Annotated in this window: 19 protein-coding genes; 10 read left to right on the top strand and 9 right to left on the bottom strand. The window is 72.2% G+C overall.

What is annotated here, in order from left to right:
• Positions 1-90: 90 nt before the first annotated feature.
• Both rsgA and aroA read right to left on the bottom strand, forming a co-directional pair.
• A complete protein-coding gene (gene rsgA, locus IOD16_RS32145; RefSeq protein WP_201437509.1) occupies positions 91-1101 on the bottom strand; it encodes a ribosome small subunit-dependent GTPase A in 1011 nt (336 codons plus the stop codon).
• A 1-nt stretch (position 1102) separates the two neighbouring features.
• Positions 1103-2392 (bottom strand): 3-phosphoshikimate 1-carboxyvinyltransferase, encoded by a 1290-nt coding sequence (aroA, locus tag IOD16_RS32140; protein ID WP_201437508.1) that lies wholly within the window; start codon positions 2390-2392, stop codon positions 1103-1105.
• A 100-nt stretch (positions 2393-2492) separates the two neighbouring features.
• Between aroA and IOD16_RS32135 the strand changes: the two genes are divergently transcribed.
• Together IOD16_RS32135 and IOD16_RS32130 are read left to right on the top strand one after the other, a co-directional pair.
• Positions 2493-3254, top strand: a complete 762-nt coding sequence (locus IOD16_RS32135) for an SOS response-associated peptidase (protein WP_123748330.1) — start codon at positions 2493-2495, stop codon at positions 3252-3254.
• The gene (locus IOD16_RS32130) at positions 3251-3865 is read left to right on the top strand and encodes an alpha/beta hydrolase family protein (protein WP_123745531.1); all 615 of its coding nucleotides are present in this window, start codon (positions 3251-3253) and stop codon (positions 3863-3865) included. Before IOD16_RS32135 ends, IOD16_RS32130 begins: the two co-directional genes overlap by 4 nt.
• Positions 3866-3884: 19 nt before the next feature.
• Here IOD16_RS32130 and ybaK read toward each other — a convergent pair whose 3' ends face one another.
• Positions 3885-4361, bottom strand: coding sequence for a Cys-tRNA(Pro) deacylase (gene ybaK, locus IOD16_RS32125; protein WP_123745532.1), 477 nt, complete (start codon positions 4359-4361; stop codon positions 3885-3887).
• Positions 4362-4575: 214 nt separating this feature from the next.
• On the opposite strand from ybaK, the gene IOD16_RS32120 reads away from it, so the two are divergent.
• Together IOD16_RS32120 and rsrA are read left to right on the top strand one after the other, a co-directional pair.
• On the top strand, positions 4576-5202 hold the full coding sequence (locus IOD16_RS32120) for a sigma-70 family RNA polymerase sigma factor (RefSeq protein WP_123745533.1): 627 nt from the start codon (positions 4576-4578) through the stop codon (positions 5200-5202).
• Positions 5199-5513 (top strand): mycothiol system anti-sigma-R factor, encoded by a 315-nt coding sequence (gene rsrA, locus IOD16_RS32115; RefSeq protein WP_123745534.1) that lies wholly within the window; start codon positions 5199-5201, stop codon positions 5511-5513. The genes IOD16_RS32120 and rsrA overlap by 4 nt, the downstream gene beginning before the upstream one ends.
• Positions 5514-5616: 103 nt before the next feature.
• On the opposite strand, the gene IOD16_RS41600 is transcribed toward rsrA, so the two are convergent.
• A complete protein-coding gene (locus IOD16_RS41600) occupies positions 5617-5691 on the bottom strand; it encodes a 50S ribosomal protein bL37 (protein ID WP_096498094.1) in 75 nt (24 codons plus the stop codon).
• A gap of 105 nt (positions 5692-5796) precedes the next feature.
• Here IOD16_RS41600 and IOD16_RS32110 point away from each other — a divergent pair, with 105 nt between their 5' ends.
• Together IOD16_RS32110 and IOD16_RS32105 are read left to right on the top strand one after the other, a co-directional pair.
• A complete protein-coding gene (locus IOD16_RS32110; RefSeq protein ID WP_123745535.1) occupies positions 5797-6012 on the top strand; it encodes a biotin/lipoyl-binding carrier protein in 216 nt (71 codons plus the stop codon).
• Entirely contained in the window at positions 6013-7491 is a 1479-nt protein-coding gene (locus IOD16_RS32105) for a sensor histidine kinase (protein ID WP_123745536.1), read from the top strand.
• A gap of 131 nt (positions 7492-7622) precedes the next feature.
• Here IOD16_RS32105 and IOD16_RS32100 read toward each other — a convergent pair whose 3' ends face one another.
• Both IOD16_RS32100 and IOD16_RS32095 read right to left on the bottom strand, forming a co-directional pair.
• Positions 7623-7877 carry a WhiB family transcriptional regulator gene (locus IOD16_RS32100; protein WP_053719541.1) on the bottom strand — a complete coding sequence of 85 codons (255 nt, stop codon included), beginning with the start codon at positions 7875-7877 and terminating at the stop codon, positions 7623-7625.
• A gap of 226 nt (positions 7878-8103) precedes the next feature.
• Complete coding sequence (locus IOD16_RS32095; protein ID WP_201437507.1) at positions 8104-9048, bottom strand: diacylglycerol/lipid kinase family protein; 945 nt, start codon at positions 9046-9048, stop codon at positions 8104-8106.
• 293 nt (positions 9049-9341) lie between these two features.
• Between IOD16_RS32095 and IOD16_RS32090 the strand changes: the two genes are divergently transcribed.
• The 3 genes from IOD16_RS32090 (at position 9342) to IOD16_RS32080 (ending at position 11652) form a co-directional block, all read left to right on the top strand.
• Positions 9342-9746 carry a hypothetical protein gene (locus tag IOD16_RS32090; RefSeq protein ID WP_201437506.1) on the top strand — a complete coding sequence of 135 codons (405 nt, stop codon included), beginning with the start codon at positions 9342-9344 and terminating at the stop codon, positions 9744-9746.
• A gap of 145 nt (positions 9747-9891) precedes the next feature.
• The gene (locus IOD16_RS32085) at positions 9892-10641 is read left to right on the top strand and encodes a S1 family peptidase (protein ID WP_201437505.1); all 750 of its coding nucleotides are present in this window, start codon (positions 9892-9894) and stop codon (positions 10639-10641) included.
• Positions 10642-10842: 201 nt separating this feature from the next.
• Entirely contained in the window at positions 10843-11652 is an 810-nt protein-coding gene (locus IOD16_RS32080) for an SAM-dependent methyltransferase (protein ID WP_236594505.1), read from the top strand.
• A 187-nt stretch (positions 11653-11839) separates the two neighbouring features.
• On the opposite strand, the gene IOD16_RS32075 is transcribed toward IOD16_RS32080, so the two are convergent.
• On the bottom strand, positions 11840-12289 hold the full coding sequence (locus tag IOD16_RS32075) for a MarR family transcriptional regulator (RefSeq protein WP_123745541.1): 450 nt from the start codon (positions 12287-12289) through the stop codon (positions 11840-11842).
• A 68-nt stretch (positions 12290-12357) separates the two neighbouring features.
• Here IOD16_RS32075 and IOD16_RS32070 point away from each other — a divergent pair, with 68 nt between their 5' ends.
• Entirely contained in the window at positions 12358-12855 is a 498-nt protein-coding gene (locus IOD16_RS32070; protein WP_201437503.1) for a hypothetical protein, read from the top strand.
• Here IOD16_RS32070 and IOD16_RS32065 read toward each other — a convergent pair.
• Both IOD16_RS32065 and IOD16_RS32060 read right to left on the bottom strand, forming a co-directional pair.
• Entirely contained in the window at positions 12830-13315 is a 486-nt protein-coding gene (locus tag IOD16_RS32065) for a GNAT family N-acetyltransferase (protein WP_123745543.1), read from the bottom strand. The two genes, IOD16_RS32070 and IOD16_RS32065, sit on opposite strands and share 26 nt — an antisense overlap.
• The gene (locus IOD16_RS32060; protein WP_123745544.1) at positions 13308-13913 is read right to left on the bottom strand and encodes a histidine phosphatase family protein; all 606 of its coding nucleotides are present in this window, start codon (positions 13911-13913) and stop codon (positions 13308-13310) included. Before IOD16_RS32060 ends, IOD16_RS32065 begins: the two co-directional genes overlap by 8 nt.
• Positions 13914-14022 lie beyond the last annotated feature (109 nt).

The raw sequence follows: 14022 nt of genomic DNA, 5'->3' as shown, positions 1-14022 counted from the left end.
TGCTTATGCGGTTGATCTCACCTCAGAGTGGTGTGCGCACGGTCTCGAGGTCAATAGTCCGGGCCGCCCGTCTCAATGGGCGGCGGGAAGTCAGTCGTATTCCTCCAGTTTCGAGCGGGACTGCAGGAGGCGGCGCAGGGAGGCCAAGCGGCCGGGGGAGGCCTCGCCCGTGCGCACCAGTTCGTCCAGCATGCAGTCGGGGTCGTCCGGCGCGCCCTGGTGACCGCAGCCCGACGGGCACTCCTCGGCCATCGCCTTCATGTCCGGGAACGCGCCCACGATGTCGTCCGGTGTGATGTGCGCCAGGCCGAACGAGCGGATGCCCGGCGTGTCCACCGCCCACCCTCCCTCGGGCAGCGGCAGCGCGACGGTCTGCGTGGACGTGTGCCGGCCCTTGCCGACGCCGCTCACCACGCCCACCGCCCGGTGCGCGTCGGGCACCAGCCTGTTCACCAGCGTCGACTTGCCGACGCCCGAGTGCCCGATCAGCGCCGACAACCGGCTCACCAGCCGCCCGCGCAACGCCTCCGGGTCCTCGTCGGACCGCGTCACGACCACCGGCAGGTCCAGCTCGGCGTACGCGGCGACCAGCTCGTCCGGCGACGCGAGGTCCGACTTCGTCAGGCACAGCAGCGGCTCCAGCCCGCCCGCGTACGCGGCCACCAGGCACCGGTCGATGAAGCCCCGGCGCGGCTGCGGGTCGGCCAGCGCCGACACGATCACCAGCTGCTCGGCGTTGGCCACCACGACCCGCTCGAACGGGTCCGTGTCGTCCGCCGTGCGCCGCAGCACGCTGCGCCGCTCCTCCACCCGCACGATCCGCGCCAACGTGTCCGGCTGGCCGGACGTGTCGCCCACCAGCCCCACCTGGTCGCCGACCACGACCGGGGTGCGGCCGAGCTCGCGCGCCCGCATGGCGACGACCATCCGCGCCGGGTCGCCGTCCATCGCGCACGTCCACCGGCCGCGGTCGACCCCGACGACCATGGCGGGCACGGCGTCCGCGTGCTCGGGCCGGCGCTTGCTGCGCGGCCGGGTGCCCTTGCCCGGCCGCACCCGCACGTCGGACTCGTCCAACCGGTGCCAGTCGCCGCGCGCCACGTCAGCGCGCCCGCGGCAGCGACAGCATGGCCGCCCACATGCCCGGGAAGTCCGGGATCGTCTTGGTGGTCGAGCCGATGTCGTCCACCGACACGCCCTCCACCACCAGGCCGATGATCGCGCCCGCGGTGGCCATCCGGTGGTCGGCGTAAGCCCGCCACACGCCGCCGCGCAGCGGGCGCGGCGTGATGACCAGCCCGTCCTCGGTCTCCTCCGCGTCGCCGCCCAGCCGGTTGACCTCGGCGGCGAGCGCGGCGAGCCGGTCCGTCTCGTGGCCGCGGATGTGGGCCACGCCGCGGATCCGCGTCGGGCCCTCGGCGAGCGCCGCCAGCGCCGCCACGGTCGGCGTCAGCTCGCTCTCGTCGCGCAGGTCCACGTCGATCCCGGTCAACCGGTCGGGACCGCGCAGCGTGAGGCCCGCGTCGGTCAGCGCGACCTCGCAGCCCATGCGCTCGAACAGCTCGCGCGCCGCGCCGCCGGGCTGGGTGGTCGCGGCCGGCCAGCCGGGGATGGTCACCCGGCCGCCGGTCACGGCCGCCGCCGCCAGGAACGGGGTGGCGTTGGACAGGTCCGGCTCGACGTGCCAGTCGCGGCCCTCGACCGCGCCCGGCTCGACGCGCCACCGGTCCGGCGTCGAGTCGTCCACCACGACACCCGCCTCGCGCAGCATCGCCACGGTCATCTCGATGTGCGGCACCGAGGGCACGGGCCTGCCCCCGGAGAGGGCGGCGCTGTGCCGGATCGTCACGCCGCTCTCGTACCGCGCGCCCGACAGCAGCAGCCCGGACACGAACTGCGACGACGCCGACGCGTCGACGGTGACCTCGCCGCCGGGCACGCCGCCCTTGCCGTGCAGGGTGAACGGCAGCGCGTCGCCCGCCACGTCCGCGCCCAGCGCCCGCAGCGCGTGCAGGATCGTGGACATCGGCCGGGTCCGCGCGTGCGGGTCGCCGTCGAAGGTGATCTCGCCGACGGCGAGCGCGGCGGCGGGCGGCAGGAACCGCATCACGGTGCCCGCCAGACCGCAGTCGACCTGTGCCGGGCCGCGCAGCTCGTGCGGCGTGACCAGCCAGGACCCGTCCGAGCCGTCGACGACGCCCACCCCGAGCGAGCGCAGCGCGTCGACCATCAGGGTGGTGTCGCGGCTGCGCAGCGGCGCGTGCAGGGTGGACGCGCGGTCGGCCAGGGCGGCGAGCACGAGGGCGCGGTTCGTGATCGACTTGGAGCCTGGCACGGGTACCGTCGCGTCGACGGGGCCGTCGGCGGTGGGAGCGGACCACTGCTGAGTCATGGCCTGATGATTCCGCATCGGGTGGTCGACAGCTCGCACCGGGCTTTCCGACGTGCGACGATGGCAGCGCCCGAGGGTGATCTGTGGAGAGGTGATCGGTGTGTGCGGCAGGTACGCGTCCACCAAGAACCCCGCGCTGCTCGCGGCGGAGTTCGACGCGGTCGACGGCACCGAGGGCGACGCGCCCGGCGCCGACTACAACGTCGCGCCGACCAAGCAGGTGCTCGCGGTGGTCGAGCGGCACCCTCGCGACGACGACGGCAACCCGGATCCCGACACCACCGAGCGCAGCGTCCGGGTGATGCGCTGGGGCCTGGTGCCGCACTGGGCCAAGGACCTGTCCGGCGCCGCGAAGATGATCAACGCGCGGGCGGAGAGCGTGCTGGAGAAGCCCGCCTACCGCGACTCGGCGGCCAAGCGCCGGTGCATCGTGCCGGCCGCGGGCTGGTACGAGTGGCAGCCCGGCGAGGGCCGCAAGCAGCCGTACTTCATCAACCCCGGCGACGACTCCAGCATCGCCATGGCCGGCATCTGGTCGGTGTGGTGGCAGCAGGACGGCGACGAGCGCAAGCCGATCATCACGTGCGCCGTGCTCACCACGGACGCGATCGGCGAGATGACCTCCGTGCACCACCGGATGCCGCTGGTGCTGCCGAAGGACCGCTGGGCGGCGTGGCTCGACCCGGACAACGCCGACCCGAAGGACCTGCTCGCGCCCGACCTCGACCTGGTCGACGCGCTGGAGCTGCGCCCGGTGTCGATGAAGGTCAACAGCATCAAGAACAACGACCCGTCGCTCATGGCGGCCGTCGCGCTGGGGGAGTCCGAGAAGCCGGAGCCCACCTTGTTCGAGCTGACATGACCTCGCGGGTGGTCGACACCCCGCACGGCCCCGCGCGGGCCGAGCTGCACTGCGCCTCCGACAGCCGTGCCGCGCTGCTGCTCGGGCACGGCGCGGGCGGCGGGATCGACGCGCCGGACCTGGTGGCGGCGACCCGCGCGGCGGTGGACGTGGGCGTGCACGTGGCGCTGGTCGAGCAGCCCTACCGGGTGGCCGGGCGCCGCGCGCCCGCGCCCGCCAACCAGCTCGACGCGGCGTGGCTCGCGGTGGCGGACGCGCTCGGCGAGACCTGGTTCGGCGACCTGCCGCTGCTGTTCGGCGGCCGGTCCTCCGGCGCGCGGGTGGCCTGCCGGACGTCGGCGGAGGGCCAGGCGGTGGCCGTGCTGTGCCTGGCGTTCCCCGTGCACCCGCCGGGCAAGCCGGAGAAGTCCCGGATGGCCGAGCTGGACGGCGTCGAGGTCGCCACCCTGGTGGTGCAGGGCGAGAACGACCCGTTCGGCAGGCCGGAGGCGGCGCACCACCGCGACGTCGTGCTGCTGCCGGGCGACCACAACCTCAAGGCCGACGTCGGCGCGGTGGGCCGTGCCGTCGGGGAGTGGCTCGACCGCGTGCTGCGCCCGCTCGAGGTGTGACGCCCGGGACGTCCCCCGGTCAGGCCGAGATGGGCGCGACGACCGCCTGCGTGAGCCGGACCAGGTCCGCCGGGGCGATCTCGACCTCGAGCCCGCGCCGGCCCGCCGAGCAGTAGATGGTCTCGAAGGCCTGCGCCGAGGCGTCCAGCGCCACCGGCAGCCGCTTGCGCTGCCCCAGCGGCGAGATGCCGCCCGCCACGTACCCGGTGGCGCGCTCGGCCGCCGCGACGTCGGCCATCTTCGCCTTCTTCCCGCCGACGGCCGCGGCCAGCGCCTTCAGGTCCAGCTGGCCCGTGACCGGAACCACACCGACGGCCAACCTGCCGTCCACGTCCGCGACCAGCGTCTTGAACACGCGTCCGGGAGCGATCCCCAGCGCCTCCGCGGCCTCCAGCCCGTACGACTCGTGCCGGGGGTCGTGCTCGTAGGAGTGCAGCGCGTAGGCCACCTTCTGCTTGTCCAGCAACGCGGTGGCGGGCGTCCCACGTCCGGCCATGATCGCGCACGATAGCCGAGGGAATGCCCGGCGGCGTCGCCGCGTTGGTGCGAGCGTGGCTACCGAGGTGATGGAGCAGCAGGTCGGCAGGCAGGTCAAGGCGCGCCCACCGCGTGGCTCGGCTCACTGCCGACCCGGGGACCGCCGCGTATCCTCGACTGCGTCCCAGACAGTTCCATCCGCCGCGCTGACCAGCCGGTGGGAAGGGAGCGCGGTGCCAGCCACGCGAACGCAGGACACGCCGACTGACGAGACAACGGCCGAGCGCGCAGCCAGGTTCGAGCGCGACGCGATGCCGATGCTCGACCAGTTGTACTCGGCGGCCCTGCGGATGACCCGCAACCCGGCCGACGCCGAGGACCTGGTCCAGGAGACCTACCTCAAGGCGTACGCCGCCTTCGCGTCCTTCTCGGAGGGCACGAACCTCAAGGCCTGGCTGTACCGCATCCTCACCAACACCTACATCAACGGCTACCGCAAGAAGCAGCGCCAGCCGATCCAGCAGCCGACGGACGAGATCACCGACTGGCAGCTGGCGCAGGCGGAGAGCCACACGTCGACCGGGCTGCGGTCGGCGGAGGTCGAGGCGATGGACCGGCTGCCGGACTCGGACGTCAAGGAAGCCTTGCAGCGACTGCCGGAGGAGTTCCGGATCGCGGTGTACCTCGCGGACGTCGAGGGCTTCGCCTACAAGGAGATCGCAGACATCATGGGCACCCCGATCGGCACCGTGATGTCCCGGTTGCACCGGGGCCGCAGGCAGCTTCGCGACCAGTTGGCGGACACCGCGCGCGAGCGCGGCATCATCCGCGACGGCCGGCAGGAGGTGGCGGGCCGATGAGCTGCGGCGAACCGCACGAGACGGACTGCTCGGAGGTCCTGTCCGAGGTCTACCTGTTCCTCGACCAGGAGTGTGACGAGCGGCGCAAAGCCCTCCTCCAGACCCACCTGGAGGAGTGCGACCAGTGCCTGGAGCAGTACGGCGTCGAGGAGCACCTGAAGGCGCTGCTGGCCCGCAAGTGCGGCGGCGAGCTCGCGCCGGAGGAGCTGAAGCGGCGCCTGCGCGCCCGGCTCTACCAGACGGCGGACCAGACGACGCTGGAGGTCGAGGTCACGACCACGGTGACGCGGACGGAGACGTCCGCCGGCTGACCCGCCGCCCGAGGTCACCCGATCGTGCGACCTCGGACGTGTGCTGACAGCCGAAGGGCCCCGGAGCGGTGCTCCGGGGCCCTTCGCACGCCGTGACGTCGAATCAGGCGTTGGGGCGCTTCCCGTGGTTGGCGCCACCCTTCTTGCGGTCGCGGCGCTTGCGGGCACGCTTCGACATGGGGTTCTCCTAGTGCTCGAACTGCCTCACCCCAGTGTGTCACGCGGTCGCTCGGGCACGGCACCGGGTCTGAATCGTGGTTGGATGAAGCGACGAAGGAGGACCATGGCCGAGGAAATCCGGGCCGAGATCGTGGCGAACGTGGCCCAGATCGCCGTCGAAGAGGGCGACGAGGTCACGCACGAGACCACGGTCGTGGTGCTCGAGAGCATGAAGATGGAGATCCCCGTCCTCCCCGAGGGCGCGGGCCGGATCACCCGCATCGCCGTGTCCACCGGCGACGTGGTGCAAGAGGGCGACCTCATCGCGGTGGTGGAGTAGCTGTCCACGCTCACCGACCTCCTCGCCGAGCACACCAAGTTCTCCGGCGGAGCCGTCGACCACCTGCAGCTGGTGGTGGCGGAGTGGCAGTTGCTGTCCGACCTCAGCTTCGCCGACTTCCTGATGTGGGTGCCGCTGGACGAGACGACGTTCCTGTGCGTCGCGCAGGCCCGGCCGACGACCGCGCCGACCGCGCACCCCGAGGACGTCGTCGGCAGCACGGTGGACGTCGAGGAACACCCCCAGCTGCGCCGCGCGATGAGCGAGTCGCGGATCTGCCGCGAGGAGGACCCGCGCTGGCACCTCGGCGTGCCGGTCCGCCGCGAAGCGATCCCGGTCAAGCTCAACGGCGTGGTCATCGCGGTCCTCAGCCGCAACACGAACCTGGCCGTGCCGCGCGTGCCGAGCCCGTTGGAGATCTCCTACCTGGGCAGCGCCGCCGACCTGTGCCAGATGATCTCGGACGGCACGTTCCCGACCACCGAGCCGTCGCCGGACGTGCACACCAGCCCCCGCGTCGGTGACGGCCTGATCCGGCTGGACGCCTCGGGCGCGGTCGTGTTCGCCAGCCCGAACGCGCTGAGCGCCTACCACCGCATGGGGCACGCGTCCGACCTGGTCGGCGTGCACCTGGCGCCGTTGACGCGGTCCCTGATCGGCGACCCGTTCGACGCCACCGAGGTCGCGCAGCGCATCCGCTCCGCCCTGGACGGCCAGCCGAGCATGCGCATCGAGGCCGAGTCGCGGCGCGGCGCGGCGGTGCTGTTCCGCGCCCTGCCGCTGCGACCGCGCGGCAGCGCGGCCGGCGCGCTGGTGCTGTGCCGCGACGTCACGGAGGTCCGCCGCCGCGACCGCGCCCTGATGTCGAAGGACGCGACGATCCGCGAGATCCACCACCGGGTGAAGAACAACCTCCAGACGGTGGCCGCGCTGCTGCGCCTGCAGAGCAGGCGGACCAGCAGCGAGGAGGCGCGCGAGGCGCTGGCCGAGTCGGTGCGCCGCGTCACGTCGATCGCGCTGGTGCACGAGACGCTGTCCATGTCGGTGGACGAGCGGGTGGACCTCGACGACGTGGTGGACAAGGTCATCCCGATGATGTCGGACGTGGCCGCCACCGAGTCGCAGGTCGTGGTGCGCCGGGACGGCAAGTTCGGCATCGTCCAGGCCGAGCTCGCCACCCCGCTGGTGATGGTGCTGACCGAACTCGTGCAGAACGCGTTCGAGCACGCCTACGCGGCCGGCCAGCGCGGCGAGGTGGTCGTGCACTCGGAGCGCTCGGCGAAGTGGTTGGACGTGGTGATCTCGGACGACGGCCGCGGCCTGCCCCAGGGCTTCTCGCTGGAGCGCACCGACCGGCTCGGCCTGCAGATCGTCCGGACGCTGGTGGAGTCCGAACTCAGGGGCTCGTTGAGCTTGCGGCGGCGGCCCCGAGGCGGTACAGAGGCGGTCCTGCGCGTACCGCTCAGGGCCCGGCGTTAGACTGCTCCTCGTGCACACGTGACGACCTGCCTCAGCGGGGTCACGTGGTCATGCGGGAGGGTGTGCAACACAAGCGAAAGGCCCGACACCTGGCACGGTGTCGGGCCTTTCGTGTGCTCGGTCGAGGCGGCTCAGGCGTTGCTGCGAGCCCGGGTGCGAGCGTTGCGGCGCTTGAGGGCGCGACGCTCGTCTTCGCTCATCCCGCCCCACACGCCGGCGTCCTGGCCGCTCTCGAGCGCCCACGAGAGGCAGTCGGAGACGACGGGGCAGCGGCGGCAGACGGTCTTCGCCTCGGCGATCTGCAGGAGCGCAGGACCACTGTTCCCCACGGGGAAGAACAGCTCGGGGTCCTCGTCGCGGCAGATCGCGCGGTGGCGCCAGTCCATTGGAACTACTCCTCAGCTAGGCGCGCGCGAAGGCGCGCCACTCGTCAGCGGTCGGTTTTGGGGTGCTTGTGAATGCTTTCACGAACGGCGGGGATGTCAAGGGTTTAGCCCCAACCCGGTGAGTGAACTCACCCGAAAGATCGACTCAGTTCACCCGGGGTTTCACGGAGCGGTATCAGGCCAGGTCACAACATCGCGGATGGGTACCGAGCCGGTCACACCACGGTCACACGGCGACCGTGAGCGTGCCTGGCACACCGGTGAACTCCACCTCGGTGCACGCGCCGAGCAGGTCGCCGTCAACCTGCAGGTTGACGGGTTCCGGACTCGTCACCCGGACGAACTCGACGTCGTCGCGCCGGAGCAGGTTCCCGCCTTTGGGGTTCCCATCCGTGGCCAAGAGATGCGCGACATAGCGAAGAACTGTCGGCAATCCCATCCCGTGCAGCGCGAACAAGCCGAGACCGCCGTCGAACGACGTGCTGGGGTTGAGCCGGATCGCCTTGTCACCGAGGTAGGTCCACGGGTCGGTGTTCGAGACGAACGCCAGCCGCACGTCCTCGAACGGCGGTTCCTCCGGGATGCGCACGGTGAGCGTCGGCGGCTGCCTGCGCTGGGAGAAATAGCTGGTCAGCGCGGTGCGGGCGTAGAGGGTCGGTGACGCCTGGCGGCCTCTGGCGCGCTGGTGCTCGACGGCCGCGACCACGTCGGCGTCCCAGCCGACGCCCGCGTTGAAGGTGAACCAGCGGTCGTGGTCGGCGCCCGCGCCGGTGGCCGAGACGCGCCCGACGCTGACCTTGCGGCTGGTGCCGTGCTCGATGGCCTGCAGCAGGCGGTAGGTGGCCTCGACCGGGTCGCGCGGCAGGCCCAGGGCGCCCGCGAAGACGTTCGCCGAGCCGCCGGGCACCACGCCGAGCATGGGCAGGCCCGGCTGCGCGCCCTCGCGCAGCACGCCGTTGACCACCTCGTTCACCGTGCCGTCGCCGCCGTGGGCCACGACCAGGTCGTACCCGTCCACGACGGCTTGCGCGGCGGCGTCGGCCGCGTGGCCGCGGTAGTCCGTCTCGACGATGTCGAGCTTCACGTCACTGGCCAGTGCGTGCGCGAGCACGTCCCGACCGGCAGGCGTGGTTGCCGTTGCCTGCGGGTTGACCACCAGAAGTGCGCGCACCCTTGCAGGGTAGGACAGCGCGTCACCTGAGACAGGTTGCGCGTCACCCGGTAGGAGGCTGGAGAGCGCACGAAAGTGGCCGACGTCTCCTTTCCGTGTGTACCTCTGAGCTGCGTCCCGCGTCTCGCGACAAGTGCACCCCGGCCCGACCGCCGGCTCGCCGAAGAGACTCCTGTGATCATCGCCCCTGGGGCGGTCGAACGGGACACGCCAACCGGGTGGCCTACGATGCGTGACGAGTACGCACGGTGAGGAAAGGCCCAGTTGAGGGCGCACGGCTGAAGGGGCGCGGCGTGTCGACCGAAGGCAAGGTCCCACCGGCGGTCCGGGTGGCCGGCGTGCTGACCGCGGTGCAGGGCCTGACGGGGCTGGCGTTCGCGGTCGCGCTGGTGGTGCGGTCGTTCGGCGCGGAGAAGTCCGGCGAGGTGCTGGGCGAGGCCGCCTACTTCGCGGTGCTGTCGGCCGGTGTGCTCGCGGCCGGCGCCGGCCTGGTGCTGGGCAAGCACTGGGGGCGCACGCCCGCGGTCGTCGTGCAGCTCCTCCTGCTGGGTGTCGCCTGGTACATGTACGGGCCGTCCGACCGGCAGCTGTGGGGCGCGTTGCTGGGCGCGTACGTCGTCGGCACGCTCGTGCTGCTGTTCACCAACCCGGTGCGCCGGTGGGCGCTCGGCGTGGACGAGGACGAAGCGGACGCGTAGGGCAATCCGGTCGTTCAGGGCCATTCGGCCGCCGACCATCGTCTGGGTGATCGCCGACTAACGGCGGGTGGTCGTCGTCACTCCAACAGGTGACGCTGTGGGTGGTGAATTCACCACTCCCTGCGTTCGTTGAGGTGACAACTCCATGCGATTCACTCGCGCCCTGTCCGCGGTGGTCGGAGCCACTACCGCACTGCTGTCCGCGTTCGCCCTGACCGCGCTCGCCCCGACGGCGTCGGCCCAGGAGGCCGGCGGCATCGAGCCGTACATCATCGGCGGCGGCACGGCGAGCGACGCCCCGTGGGCGGCCCGCCTGTTCCGCAACGGCCAGCAGAACTGCTCGGCCACGATCATCGCCCCGCAGTGGGTCCTGACCGCGCAGCACTGCGTGGCGAGCTCGGGCACCTACACGTTCCGCATCGGCAGCCTCGACCAGACCACCGGCGGCACCATGGCCACCGCCACCCAGATCATCCAGCACCCCTCGGTCGACCTGGCCCTGGCGCGGCTGGACCGGTCGGTCTCGGGCACCTACGCGCCGCTGGGCACGACCACCGCGGTGGCCGTCGGCCAGACCGTGCAGCTCTACGGCTGGGGTGCGACCTGCACCAACCAGCCGGAGATCAACTGCCAGGCCCGCTACCTCAAGTACGCCAACACCCGCGTGACCTCGGTCAACGGGCGTGACTACCGCGGCGGCGTCGCGATCTCGGTGTCCCGCATCGACGGCATCGCGGCCGGCGGCGACTCGGGCGGCCCGATGTTCGCCACCAGCCCGGTCGACGGCCGTCGCTACCAGGTCGGCGTCGCCTCCACCAGCGACCGCTCCAGCCGGTCGAACTACACCGCCGTCACCCGCTACCGCGACTGGATCCGCTCCTACGCCGGCGTGTGAGCAGACTCCCCGGCCGAGGGGGCAGGTACCTCTCCCCCTGCGCCGCCCCCTCGGCCGGGGCACCACGGTTTGATCCGGCGCCACTCACCAGTCACAATCACCGTGCGTGTTCACATTTGGTGGATGGACACGAACGGAGTAGCCAGATACGGTCTGGCAGGCGTTCGCGCCGCTCCTGGTGCAGGCAGGGTGAGGTGCGCAGTGCAGAACCCCCCGAGGTGGGTGTCGACCAACGGTGACGTCGAGCGCCCCAACGTGGCCCGGCTCTACGACTACTACCTCGGTGGCGCGCACAACTTCGCGGTCGATCGCGAGTTCGCCGACCGGTCCATGAACGAGATCCCGACCGCCGCCATGGTCCAGCACACCCGCTCGTTCCTGCGCCGGGCCGTCCGGCTGTGCGTGGCCCAGGGCATCCGGCAGTTCCTCGACCTCGGCTCCGGCATCCCCACCGCGGGCAACGTGCACGAGGTCGCCCAGCGGGCCGACCCGGCGTGCCGCGTGGTGTACGTGGACAACGAGCCCGCCACCGTGGCCCACAGCCGCACCATGCTGCGCGACAACGCGGGCGCGGCCATCGCCGAGGCCGACATCCGGGACGTGGGCGCGGTGCTCGACGCGCCCGAGGTCCGCGAGCTGCTCGACCTGACGCGGCCGGTCGCCGTGCTGATGGTGGCGATCCTGCCGTACCTCGCCGACGAGGACCGCCCGGTCGAGCTGGTCCGCCGCTACCGCGACGTGCTCGCCGACGGCAGCTACCTGGTGATCAGCCACCTGACCGCGGACGAGCAGCCCGAGCTGGTGCGCAAGGTGGTGGGCGTGGCCGCCGAGACGGACTCGCCGATCGTGGCGCGGTCGAAGTCGGACGTCGAGGCGATGCTCGAGGGCTTCGACCTGCTCGACCCCGGGCTGGTGCTGGCGACGAAGTGGCGTGGCGAGGGCGAGCCGGAGTCCGGCGCCGAGGCCGTCACCTACGGCGCGGTGGGCGTGAAGCGGCCGACCGCCGGCTGACGTGCGCCGACGGCTGGGGCGAGGGGACCGCCTGCGCCCTCCGCTGATCGCACTGCCCGGGATCGAGGCGGTGCCCTGCGGGCGGTGAGCGCCGGTTCGGTCTGCCGCGGGCCATCGCGTGCTGGATCGTGGGTCAGCGCCGTGGGCCTGGCCGCGTCCGCTGTCGTGCCGGCGGCGGACGGTCGGATCACGGCCGACCAGGAGAGGGCTTTCCGGCCTCGCCGAGCAGCCGGGTCTGCTCCTTCAGCACGGCGACCGCGCGGACGACCCAGTCCGCGATGACCTTCTGCTCCTCGGGGGCGTAGCGCGCGCTCAGCTCGTCCATAGCCGCGCTGAGCCCGGCGAAGACCTGCCCGAACGCGCCGGGGACGGCGCTGATCACCACCCGCCTGCGGTCGCCGGGATCGGGTTCGCGCCGCACCAGGCCCGCGCGTTCGAGCCGGTCGGCGACGCCGGTGACCGCGCCGGGCGTCAGGTTGATCTCCTTGGCCAGCTCGCCCGCCGTCAGCGGGCCCTTGCCCGCGATGAGCGCGAGCGCGCGCTGGTCGACCGCGGTCACGCCCAACCGCGCGCCGACGGCCTCGTGGAACGCGACCACCGCCGTGCTCAGCTCACGTCCGAAGTCCCGCCCGTCCATGCGGCTACTTTACCTTGGCTGATATTTCAGTACACTGAACTAAAATATTCGGCTGGTGAGAGGTGCTTATGGCGGAGTTGCTGTTGGCGGCCGAGGTGCCGCGCTGGGCCGGGCGGTTCTACCTGCGGCACTGGGCGCTGGTCGTCGGGTTGTCGCTGGTGGCGTCCGTGCAACGGCTCGTGGTGGTGAACTGGGGCGACCTGGTGCCGAGCGGGGTGGCGTTCGCGTCGGAGGTCGTCGTGGTGGCCGCGCGGGTGCTGCTGGTCGTCGCGATCTGGCGGTTGGCGACCAAGGGGGAGCGGCTGAGGTGGGCGAACGCGCGGTCGTTCGCGGCGCGGCACTGGCCGAGCCTGGTGTGGCAGGGCGTGCTGCTCGCGGCGGCGGTGCTGGTGTTCGACGTCGTCGCCGAGCAGGTGGTCGGCGGGCTGCTGCCCGAGTCGGCGCGCCAGACCTACCTGGCCGTGCTGCTGTTCGTGAAGAACCCGACCGTCATCGCGTTCACGTTCGTGTGGTGGGTGGGGCTGATCCGGCAGGTCGGCGTCAGCCGTCCCGTCCCAGTCGGGTGAGGGCGTCGTCGGTGAGGCGGAAGACGGTCCACTCGTCCATCGGGAGCGCGCCGAGCGACTTGTAGAAGCCGATCGCGGGCGCGTTCCAGTCGAGCACCCACCACTCCAGGCGCGCGTAGCCGCGGGCGACGCACTCCTCGGCGAGCGCTCGCAGCAGCGCCCGGCCGAGCCCGCTCTGGCGCTGGTCCGGCCGCACGTAGAGGTCCTCCAGGTAGACGCCGTGCGTGCCGCGCCAAGTGGAGAAGTTGAGGAACCACAAGGCCATCCCGACGACCTGACCGTCCACTTCGGCCACGTGGCCGAAGAGGGCGGGCGAGGGGCGGAACAGCGCGTCGCGCAGCTGCTCGACGGTCAGGTGGCACTCGTGCCGCGCGCGTTCGTACTCGGCCAGCTCCTCGACCAGGGCGACGACAGCGGGCACGTCCTCCTCGCGGACGCGGCGGACGCGAGGATCAGTCAACGTCGACTTCCCAGGCGGGCACGTTCAGCCGCCGGACCTGCGGGTCGCCGCGCTCGTCGCCGAGCACCGTCGTGCCGGCCGGGTCCAGTCCGAAGTGGACGCCCTCGCTCGGCGGGAGGTTCAGCCAGGTGGCGATGAGCACGCGGCTGAAGTGGCCGTGGCCGACCAGCACCACGTCACCGCTGAGCAGCGCCTGACGTGCCCGGTCGAGCACCTTGACGGCACGCGCGTGCACCTCGTCGTGCGTCTCGCCGCCGGGGACGGCGTGGGTCCAGACCGTCCACCCCGGGTCGGTCTCCCGGATCCGGGGCGTGGTGAGGCCCTCGTAGTCGCCGTAGTTCCACTCGGCGAGCTCCTCGGTGCGCTCGATGTCGTGCAGCCCGGCCAGCTCGGCGGTCCGCCACGCCCGCTGGCGCGGGCTCGTCAGCACCAGCGCGGGCGGCAGGTCGGTGGCGCGCAGCCGGGCCAGCACGGCGCCGGCGCGTCGCGCCTGCTGCACCCCGGCGTCGGTCAGGGGAACGTCGGTCAGCCCGGTGTGCCGACCGCTCTCGGACCACTCGGTTTGACCGTGCCGGAGCAGGTAGACGTGTGAGGTCACGGCCCGAGCTTACGGACGCCGCACCCCGTCACCGGGTCGGGGCACCGGTTGCGGACCGGCGCCCGGGGCGATCCGACGGGCGTGGGCAGCGCGCCCACCTCGCCCCGGG

The sequence above is a fragment of the Saccharothrix sp. 6-C genome, assembly GCF_016695385.1.
Lineage (GTDB): Bacteria > Actinomycetota > Actinomycetes > Mycobacteriales > Pseudonocardiaceae > Actinosynnema > Actinosynnema texasense.
This window is presented reverse-complemented; position numbering and strand designations above follow the sequence as displayed.

What these genes read in the sequence shown, in the direction of transcription:
- aroA (WP_201437508.1), bottom strand. Translation starts at nt 2,392, where the DNA reads ATGACTCAGCAGTGGTCCGCTCCCACCGCCGACGGCCCCGTCGACGCG.
- IOD16_RS32130 (WP_123745531.1), top strand. Translation starts at nt 3,251, where the DNA reads ATGACCTCGCGGGTGGTCGACACCCCGCACGGCCCCGCGCGGGCCGAG.
- ybaK (WP_123745532.1), bottom strand. Translation starts at nt 4,361, where the DNA reads ATGGCCGGACGTGGGACGCCCGCCACCGCGTTGCTGGACAAGCAGAAG.
- rsrA (WP_123745534.1), top strand. Translation starts at nt 5,199, where the DNA reads ATGAGCTGCGGCGAACCGCACGAGACGGACTGCTCGGAGGTCCTGTCC.
- IOD16_RS32110 (WP_123745535.1), top strand. Translation starts at nt 5,797, where the DNA reads ATGGCCGAGGAAATCCGGGCCGAGATCGTGGCGAACGTGGCCCAGATC.
- IOD16_RS32100 (WP_053719541.1), bottom strand. Translation starts at nt 7,877, where the DNA reads ATGGACTGGCGCCACCGCGCGATCTGCCGCGACGAGGACCCCGAGCTG.
- IOD16_RS32085 (WP_201437505.1), top strand. Translation starts at nt 9,892, where the DNA reads ATGCGATTCACTCGCGCCCTGTCCGCGGTGGTCGGAGCCACTACCGCA.
- IOD16_RS32075 (WP_123745541.1), bottom strand. Translation starts at nt 12,289, where the DNA reads ATGGACGGGCGGGACTTCGGACGTGAGCTGAGCACGGCGGTGGTCGCG.
- IOD16_RS32070 (WP_201437503.1), top strand. Translation starts at nt 12,358, where the DNA reads ATGGCGGAGTTGCTGTTGGCGGCCGAGGTGCCGCGCTGGGCCGGGCGG.